The 8,518-nt window shown below is 61.2% G+C and carries 7 protein-coding genes and 1 pseudogene; 3 read left to right on the top strand and 5 right to left on the bottom strand.

Annotation, left to right across the window (positions count from 1 at the left end; genetic code table 11):
• Positions 1 to 891, bottom strand: a pseudogene (locus EN893_RS10155) (DUF4396 domain-containing protein); the annotation flags it as partial.
• Between the two features lie 192 nt (positions 892 to 1,083).
• Between EN893_RS10155 and EN893_RS10150 the strand changes: the two are divergent.
• Complete coding sequence (locus EN893_RS10150; protein WP_127268879.1) at positions 1,084 to 1,512, top strand: hypothetical protein; 429 nt, start codon at positions 1,084 to 1,086, stop codon at positions 1,510 to 1,512.
• Positions 1,513 to 1,607: 95 nt separating this feature from the next.
• Here the strand turns inward: EN893_RS10150 and EN893_RS10145 are convergent, their stop codons facing one another.
• The 4 genes from EN893_RS10145 to EN893_RS10130 form a co-directional block, all read right to left on the bottom strand.
• Complete coding sequence (locus tag EN893_RS10145) at positions 1,608 to 1,766, bottom strand: hypothetical protein (protein WP_127268877.1); 159 nt, start codon at positions 1,764 to 1,766, stop codon at positions 1,608 to 1,610.
• 84 nt (positions 1,767 to 1,850) lie between these two features.
• Positions 1,851 to 2,321: a YbhB/YbcL family Raf kinase inhibitor-like protein gene (locus tag EN893_RS10140; RefSeq protein WP_127268875.1), complete on the bottom strand. Its 471-nt coding sequence runs from the start codon at positions 2,319 to 2,321 to the stop codon at positions 1,851 to 1,853.
• Between the two features lie 46 nt (positions 2,322 to 2,367).
• Positions 2,368 to 2,574, bottom strand: coding sequence for a hypothetical protein (locus EN893_RS10135; RefSeq protein ID WP_013531530.1), 207 nt, complete (start codon positions 2,572 to 2,574; stop codon positions 2,368 to 2,370).
• Between the two features lie 101 nt (positions 2,575 to 2,675).
• A complete protein-coding gene (locus EN893_RS10130) occupies positions 2,676 to 4,667 on the bottom strand; it encodes a protein-L-isoaspartate(D-aspartate) O-methyltransferase (protein ID WP_128361522.1) in 1,992 nt (663 codons plus the stop codon).
• A gap of 262 nt (positions 4,668 to 4,929) precedes the next feature.
• Between EN893_RS10130 and EN893_RS10125 the strand changes: the two genes are divergently transcribed.
• Both EN893_RS10125 and EN893_RS10120 read left to right on the top strand, forming a co-directional pair.
• Complete coding sequence (locus tag EN893_RS10125; RefSeq protein WP_128361521.1) at positions 4,930 to 7,341, top strand: phosphoketolase family protein; 2,412 nt, start codon at positions 4,930 to 4,932, stop codon at positions 7,339 to 7,341.
• Complete coding sequence (locus tag EN893_RS10120) at positions 7,338 to 8,516, top strand: acetate/propionate family kinase (RefSeq protein ID WP_127267422.1); 1,179 nt, start codon at positions 7,338 to 7,340, stop codon at positions 8,514 to 8,516. The genes EN893_RS10125 and EN893_RS10120 overlap by 4 nt, the downstream gene beginning before the upstream one ends.
• The last annotated feature ends 2 nt before the right edge of the window (positions 8,517 to 8,518 follow it).

Here is an 8,518-nt window from a genome sequence, read left to right as displayed (position 1 = left end):
GGTTCAGCCAGTTCGCCGGCGCGGCCATGCCGATCGCCAACGCCACACCGACACAATACCGAGGGCCGCAATCTGCGGCGTCGTAGCGTCCGTCTCCATCTGATGGCCGCTGCGTTTGGACTTGTGGGAGGTGTTGCGGCTTCGTCGATCGTCGCCGGCGTTGGGGTGATGCGTAGCGTGCTGTTGGTGGGCGGTCGGCTCTCCACTGCTCGTTTCGTTCGCCTGCGGGCGCTGCGTCATCAATCCGTGCTTCAGCCCGCGCGCGACCAGCCAGACATTGGCCGGATAGGCGAGCGTGAAGCCGGCGATGACGCCGATCGACATCACGCCCCAGAACAAAAGCTCGGTCGGCTCCATGGCGCGCATGTCGCGTCCCATCATCAGAAAGCTCATGACGGGCGCCATGCCGGCCATCATGAAATTCATCGAGATGAACTCGGGCAAGAAGCTCTTGCGCACGTTCTCCCAGTAGGTGCCGCCCATCATCGATTTCATGAACAGCGATTGGAAGATGAACAGGCCGAAGGCAAAGCCCGCCAGATATTCGACGATGAGGTCGAGCCACATCGGCAGGCCAAGCGTTGCCGTGATGACTGCGGCGAGAATGATGCCGGTCGCATCGCCGGCAACGCAGTGGATGGTCGAGCCGACCCCCTGTTTCCACAGCGGCCTGGTGAAGTCTTCATGCTCGCCTGGACGTGGCTCCTTGTCTGCAAGCACATAAAGCAGCAGCCCCAATGGACCCATATAGAGGGTCACCAGGATGAAGCCCCATTTCATCACCACCGGTTCGGGATTGTTGCGGTATTGATCGAAGCCGACATAAAGCGTCGAGGCGGCGGCAAGAGCGAACCAGACGGCAAGGAAATAGTCGATTGGCTGGATGAACATGGATGCATCCCGTCGCGGATCAGTGGCTTGTCACAAGCAGCCCCCGTCGATGAACGCAGCCGGCGTGTTTATGATCCCGCCGGCCCAATCCGGTTGTGTCGAATTCTCCAGCCTGGCGCTCTTGTCGAAGCATTAACGCGCGGTAATTCCCTTGAAGGCGTGGGCGCTTCGCTGCCTCAACAGGAGCTGGCCATGAAACATCAAACACTCGACCAACTGCATGCCGTCGCCAAGATTGAATCGTCGGCTGCTTATTCCGCCATGACACGAAATCAGCGCATAGAGCGCTGGGCTGAACTGCTGGAGCGTAATCCCGAGCGATGCCTTGGGGCGTTTGCAGGCACCGAACATCTGCACCCTGAAGCACGTTCATTGATGCGGGGCGAGGGAACGGCAATTTCGGTCGCCTTCGAGGATCCAGTGCTGCGCGCATCGGGTTTAAAGGACGACACATACGGTGAGGCAAGGCGCTTTTTCGAACTGAACGACTGGCAGCTGCACGACATCGTCTGCGATTGCCACGTCGGCTCAACCATGAAAGCGCGCTGGGCTGCGACGCGGGTCCGCTCAGCCATCAGCGGCAGGTTCTTTGCGTGGTTGCGGCAAAGGATAATGCGCTGACCGTAGTTGGGGATCGTCGTCGCTTCGGTGCGGCATACGATCCCCTGTCTTGCCGATTGGATGTCTTGCCAATCGGATTGTCTTGCCGACGCGGATCAACGCTTGTCCTGGTACAGCCGGTTGGTCGCCCGGTCGCTCTCCCGTTGTTCGGCGGGTCCACGCCGACGGCGTGCGATAACGGCATAGGCCATCAGCACGATCAGCAGCAATGGGCCGCCGGCAACGACGACCAACCACATGATATCTCCAAACATGGCGGCATCTCCTTTCCCAGACAACCGGCGAGGAGGAGAACCGTTCCGTGCAGCAGGCCACCTCGGTCGCCCCTGGTCATTAACTTACGAATTGCGTTCGTAGGTTCCGATGAGTTCAGCCTGCTCAAGCGAATGTTTCTGCGCCTCCCGCCAGATGCGCTCGATGCCCACGCTCGCTGGAATGGCAAGGCTCGGCGTGTCGAGCGCGGCCAGCCGGAAATGGTAATGGTGAACGCCATGTCCGACCGGCGGTTCAGGGCCGTCGTAATAGGCGTTGCCAAAATCATTCGTTGCTTGCCTGAGGGCGCCCGGACCCGGCTTGCCGCTTTCGGCCTCGGGAAGTTCCCTCGTGTCCGGGGAGATGTTGAACACCGCCCAATGACCAAACGTTCCGCTCGGCGCGTCAGGATCCTGAACGACGAGAACGAGACTCTTTGCTTCGTCCGGCACTCCAGACCATTTCAGCGGCGGCGATACGTTTTTGCCGTCTCGTGTGTATCTTTCGGGAATTTGTCCGCCTTCGGCAAAGGCGGCACTGCTAAGGGCAAGTGGCATGGTTCACTCCTTCCGGCGAAGTTGATCGCAGCGACGCGCAGGGCAGCTATTTGTTGGTCCGCATCTTTTGTCTTGGATCGATCCCGCCAGCGGCGGTCGTGTCGTTTTCGACGTCACCTTCGACCGTATTCTCGCCTTCAAGCTCGAACTCTTCGCCTTCCTTGATCGTTCCCTTGGAAGTCCCGATACCAGGATTGTTCGCCAAGTCGGCATCGCTCGGTTTCTTCCATTTCGGATGTTTGGTTCCGGTCATGAGAAAACTCCTTCGACGGGGATTGCAGTTTTGAAATCGCAGACCGGATAGTTCGTTCCGGTTCCACGCCTCAGCTTCTTCATTGGTTCGCCGCGCGCCGGCTAAAGCCCGAACGGGCAGGTGTCGGGAACGCCGGTTCTTGCATGCTCCGGGCCAAGCGGCGTCACTGCCGCGGTTTTGTCGAACCATAGGAACGCGTCGAACTGCCGGGGCAGGGAAGCGTCCGCATAGTGGCTGCCCAGCTCGGTTTCCGGCCGGTAGATCACCCCGATGAATCGCTCCAGCCTGCGTTCCAGCAGCCGCTCACGCAGCGTTGTGTCGCGCCCGAGGTCGAGCAGGAACCGCGACACAAGGGAATCGTGGCAAAGCCGTTCGTAGCTGTCGGCGTGCGACGCGCGGATTTGCTTCACCTCCATTTTGCCGTCCCAGTCGCTGGCGGCCGCTACAGTGCCGGAATGCGTGCCCATACCGATCAGCGCTGCCTCATCCCCGAAACGCTGCCGGCAGAGCTGGCCGATGTTCAGTTCGTCCCTGACGACGCCCATCTCGGTAAAGCGGGCATCGCCGATATGGGAATTGTGCGCCCACACCACGGCCTTGGCGTTGGGGCCGCCGGCATGCAGCAAATGTTCCAACGTTTCGAACATGTGCGTGTCGCGCAGGTTCCAGGACTCCGCGCCGCCATAGTACATGATCCGGTAATAGTGTTCGGCGGACGCGATCAGCCGGGCATTCTGACTGGCGTCGAGAAAGTCGGTGCCGTCCCTTTTTGCATATTCGAGCTGTTTGGCGAGCAAGTCCCGGCATTGTTCCAGCACCGCTTTCTCGCATTTTTGATAGCCGGCGGTGAGCACCGCGCGGCCGTAGGTGGACGGATCGTGTTGCCAGGGCGTCAGGCAGCCATAGCGTTCGCGCGCGATCTTGGCTGCCGGGGGATCGACCCGGTCGAGATAATCGAGGACCGCGCCGATGGAACCGCTCATATTGTAGATGTCGAGGCCGTAGAACCCTGCTTGCGCCGAAGGCTCTAGCTTCTCGTTGTGACGGCGCATCCAGTCGGTGAAGGCCGCGACATCGGTGTTGCGCCACATCCAGGTCGGAAATCGCTGGAATGGCGCGCCAGTGCCGGTTCGCGGCCGACGATGGCGAACATAGCGGTCGATCGCCGCTGCGTCGGGCCAGTCCGCCTCGACCGCGACGATGGTGAAGCCGTGGCGTTCGATGAGCCTGCGGGTGATCGCCGCGCGCGCCCTGTAGAATTCGGACGTGCCATGGCTTGCCTCGCCAAGCAGAACAATGCGCCGGTCGGCAAACCGATCGAACAATGCGCCGAAGGCCGGATCGTCGAAATCGGGCAGGGGTTCGGCCGCGGCCGCGATCATATCAGGCAGGCTGATCGGATGGGGATGTCGAAGCGGACGACCAACGTCGGTGGCTGTGCCGTTTTCCGACCAACCCTGCTCGCCGATCAGAGGGACGAAGCGCACGCCGCCGAAATCCTCCTCGCTATAGGTTGCGGCGCCTGTCCGGGTGACTTTGAGCAGACGTTGCAAATCCGGGTCGTCGCCGACCGGAATGACGAGCCTGCCGCCGACATCGAGTTGCTCCTGAAGGGCGAGCGGTGCGCCGGGACCACTGGCTGTCACCACGATGGCGTCGAACGGCGCCGCCTGCGGCCAGCCCTTGGTGCCATCGCCTGTCCGAACCTCGATGTTTTGGTAGCCGAGTTTTTCAAACCGCCGCTTCGCGGCTTCGGCCAAACCGGGATGACGCTCTATCGTGTAGACCTGTTCGACGATCCGGCTCATCACCGCGGCCGCGTATCCCGAGCCGGTGCCAATTTCGAGCACATGGTCACCCGGTTTGACATCCGCCATCTCGATCATGAACGCGACAATGTAGGGTTGCGATATGGTCTGGCCATCGGCGATCGGCAGCGGCGTGTCTTCGTAAGCAAATTCCTCGAAGCCGGGTTCGACGAAGGCCTCGCGTGGAACTTCGCGCATTGCCTGCAGAATCTCACGGTCATGAATGCCACGCCGGCCGACATGGATATTGACCATTCGATCACGGGCACGAGGAAGATCGAGCATCTTTTAGCTCCCTTTGGTGCAACGCTTCGAGGCTATCCTTCGCGGTACCTGCCTTGAGCCTGGTCTTCGCGATTTCAGTTTCTAACCGCCGGAGGACTTCAAGGTTCCCGCCTATTTGCGGATAGGGCCGCAAGCCCGGCCGAGATGGCGTCCGGTCTCTCGGCCGCGTGGGTCGTGACGCCGACCCGAACGCGGCAGTCGGGGGTTGCTCAAGCGCAAAGATGCCCCAGTTATCACCAGCGAACCGAAGCTGGAGATGTCGATGAACGACAAGGCTGCCGCGACGCCGAAGGCCATCGGCCACGAACGGATCGACCTCATGGACCGCTACTGGCGCGCCGCGAATTACATCTCGGTCGGCCAGATCTACCTGCTCGACAATCCGCTGTTGCGCGAACCGTTGAAGGCCGAACACGTCAAGCCGCGGCTGCTTGGCCATTGGGGCACGACGCCGGGGCTGAACTTTCTCTACGTGCATCTGAACCGCGTCATACGCGAACGCGACCTCGATGCTCTGTTTATCTGCGGGCCGGGCCATGGCGGTCCCGCAATGGTCGCCAACGCCTGGCTCGAGGGCACCTATAGCGAGATCTATCCCGATATCGGGCAGGGCGAAGACGGCCTCAGGAAACTGTTCCGGCAGTTTTCCTTCCCCGGCGGCGTGCCAAGCCATGCCGCGCCCGAGACGCCAGGCTCCATCCATGAGGGTGGTGAATTGGGATATGCGTTGGTTCACGCCTTTGGCGCGGCCTTCGACAACCCGGATCTGGTGGTTGCCTGTATCGTTGGTGACGGCGAAGCCGAGACCGGTCCGCTCGCGGCGGCATGGCATTCCAACAAGTTCCTGAACCCGATGTCGGACGGCGCCGTCCTGCCGATCCTGCATCTCAACGGCTACAAGATCGCCAATCCAACGATCCTCGGCCGTATGGACGATCAGGAGTTGCGAAGTCTCTTCGCCGGCTATGGCTACGAACCGTTCTTCGTCGAAGGCCACGAGCCGCTTGCCATGCACCAGTCGATGGCCGCGACGCTCGACACGGTGCTCGATCGCATCCGGTCCATTCAGGAGCAGGCACGGGCTCCGGGATGGCATGGTCAACGCCCGCAATGGCCGATGATCGTGCTGCGCAGCCCCAAGGGATGGACAGGTCCCAAGGAGGTCGATGGCGAGAAGGTCGAGGGTTTCTGGCGTTCGCATCAAGTGCCGGTGTCGAACGCACGCGGAAATGAGGGCCACCGCAAGATCCTCGAGAACTGGATGCGAAGCTACGAACCGGGAGAGCTGTTCGATGAAAGCGGGCATCTGTTGCCGGGGCTCGCGGCACTTGCCCCAACAGGGACAAAGCGCATGGGCGCAAGCCCGTACGCGAATGGCGGACTGTTGAAGCGCGATCTTGTGCTTCCCGACTGGAAAAGCCTGGCGCTGGAAGTGCCTCGTCCGGGAGGCGTCGTCGCTGAAGCGACGCGGATTTGCGGAAGCTATCTTCGCGAGGTGTTCCGCCTCAATGCCGAGGCGCGGAATTTTCGCCTGATGGGGCCGGACGAGACGTCATCCAACCGCCTCGACGAGGTGTTCGAAGTTACCGATCGGCTCTGGATGCAGCGCATTGAACCCTACGACGTCCATCTTTCCCGTGACGGACGTGTCATGGAGGTGCTCAGCGAGCACCTCTGCCAGGGCTGGCTTGAAGGCTATCTGCTCACCGGCCGCCACGGCCTGTTCTCCTGCTATGAGGCCTTCATCCACATTGTCGATTCGATGGTCAACCAGCATGCCAAATGGCTGAAGACCTCCGGCGAGCTTGCCTGGCGCAAGCCGATCGCCTCGCTCAATTACCTTTTGACCTCGCATGTCTGGCGGCAGGATCACAATGGTTTCAGCCATCAGGATCCGGGCTTTGCCGATCTGGTCGCCAACAAGAAGGCCGATACGGTAAGGCTCTATTTTCCGCCGGATGCCAACACCCTGCTGTGGATCACAGATCATTGCCTGAGAACCTATAACCGCATCAATGTCATTACCGCCGGCAAGCAGCCGGCACCGCAATGGCTGTCCATTGAAGAAGCCGAAGCGCATTGCAAGGCGGGGGCGGGCATCTGGGAATGGGCCGGTACGGTTGCTCAGGGCGAGGAGCCCGACGTGGTCATGGCCTGCGCCGGCGACGTGCCCACCCTGGAAACGCTGGCCGCGACCGACATTCTGCGCTCTGCGATCCCCGACCTGAGAATCCGTGTCGTCAATGTTGTCGACCTGATGACGCTGCAGTCGAACACCGAGCATCCGCACGGGCTCGCCGATGGAGACTTCGATGCGTTGTTCACGAAGACACGGCCTGTAATCTTCGCCTATCACGGCTATCCCTATCTTATTCATCGCCTGACCTACCGTCGCGCCAACCATGACAACATGCATGTGCATGGCTTCCGCGAGGAGGGCACCACGACGACGCCGTTCGACATGGTGGTGCTCAACGAACTCGATCGCTACCACCTCGCGCTTGCCGCCATCGAACGTGTGCCGGGACTGGCCGAAAGGGCTGAAGGGCTTGCCGGCGAACTCCACGGCCGGTTGGTGAAGCACAGGGCTTATGTCCGCGAGCACGGCGAGGATATGCCCGAAATCCAGAAATGGAGCTGGCCCGACAAAGGCGCGGCAAAGGCGCGCCAATGACGCGTCGGTCGATCCTGGCGCTGAATGCCGGTTCGTCCAGCATCAAGTTCGCGCTTTACGATCTTGTCTCGTCACAGGATATGCAGCTCGTTTCGCGCGGCACGTTGGACTTGGGCGACACACCCACACTCCGCGCAAAAGCGGCCGACGGAACGGTGCAGTGCGATCGGCAGCTCGCCACCGACAAGCCGCGGGACGCGGCCATAGGCGAGATGCTGAATTGGGTGCAGGGCGAAATCGGCGAAAGAAACCTGCTCTGCGCCGGCCATCGTATCGTGCATGGCGGAAGCGAGTTCATCGAACCTGTCCGTCTGGCCCCAGACATCATCGACGCCATCGACAGACTGACGCCGCTCGCTCCGCTGCATCAGCCTCGCAGTCTCGCGCCGGTCCGCGCGATAGCCGCCTTGCAACCGGACCTGCCACAGGTTGGTTGTTTCGACACCGCTTTCCACCAGACGATCGATCCGCTCGTGCGGCGCTTCGCCCTTCCGCGCCAATATGAAGGGCAAGGCTTGCGCCGCTACGGGTTTCACGGTCTCTCCTATGAATACATCGCCGGGCGGCTCAGCGGGATATCGCCAACTCTTGCGGCGAAACGCACCATCGTCGCCCATCTCGGCAATGGTGCCAGCCTTTGCGCTTTGCGCGAGGGCAAGAGCATCGATACGACGATGGGGTTTTCGGCCCTGGATGGCCTCGTCATGGGCACGCGGTGCGGCGCCATCGATCCCGGCGTGCTGTTGCACTTCCTACTGGAAAGAGGCATCGCGGCTGAGGAGCTGCAGACGATGCTTTACGAGAAGTCGGGACTGCTCGGCGTATCCGGTATTTCGGGCGACATGAGGACGCTGGAAGGGAGCAACGATCCTCGCGCCCAAGAGGCGATGGCGCTTTTTGCCTTCCGCGCGGCGAGGGAAGCAGCAGCGCTTGCAAACACGATGGGTGGTCTTGAATGCCTCGTGTTCACCGCCGGCATCGGCGAACGGTCCGCGTCCATCCGCAAGGCCATATGCGAAAAATTGACCTGGCTTGGCGTGGTGCTTGAAGAACGCGCCAACGACATCCACGCCGAAATCATCAGTCGTCCCGAGAGCAAGGTGGAGGTGCGCGTGATTGCGACCGATGAGGAAAGTGTCGTTGCACGTCACAGCCGCAAGGTGATGCAAGCCTGAAG

Origin of the sequence: Mesorhizobium sp. M7A.F.Ca.CA.004.04.2.1 (genome assembly GCF_004022825.1) — a bacterium.
In the GTDB taxonomy this organism is placed as follows: domain Bacteria; phylum Pseudomonadota; class Alphaproteobacteria; order Rhizobiales; family Rhizobiaceae; genus Mesorhizobium.
Note: the sequence above shows the minus strand (reverse complement) of the source record. Positions and strands in the feature narration are given on the sequence as shown.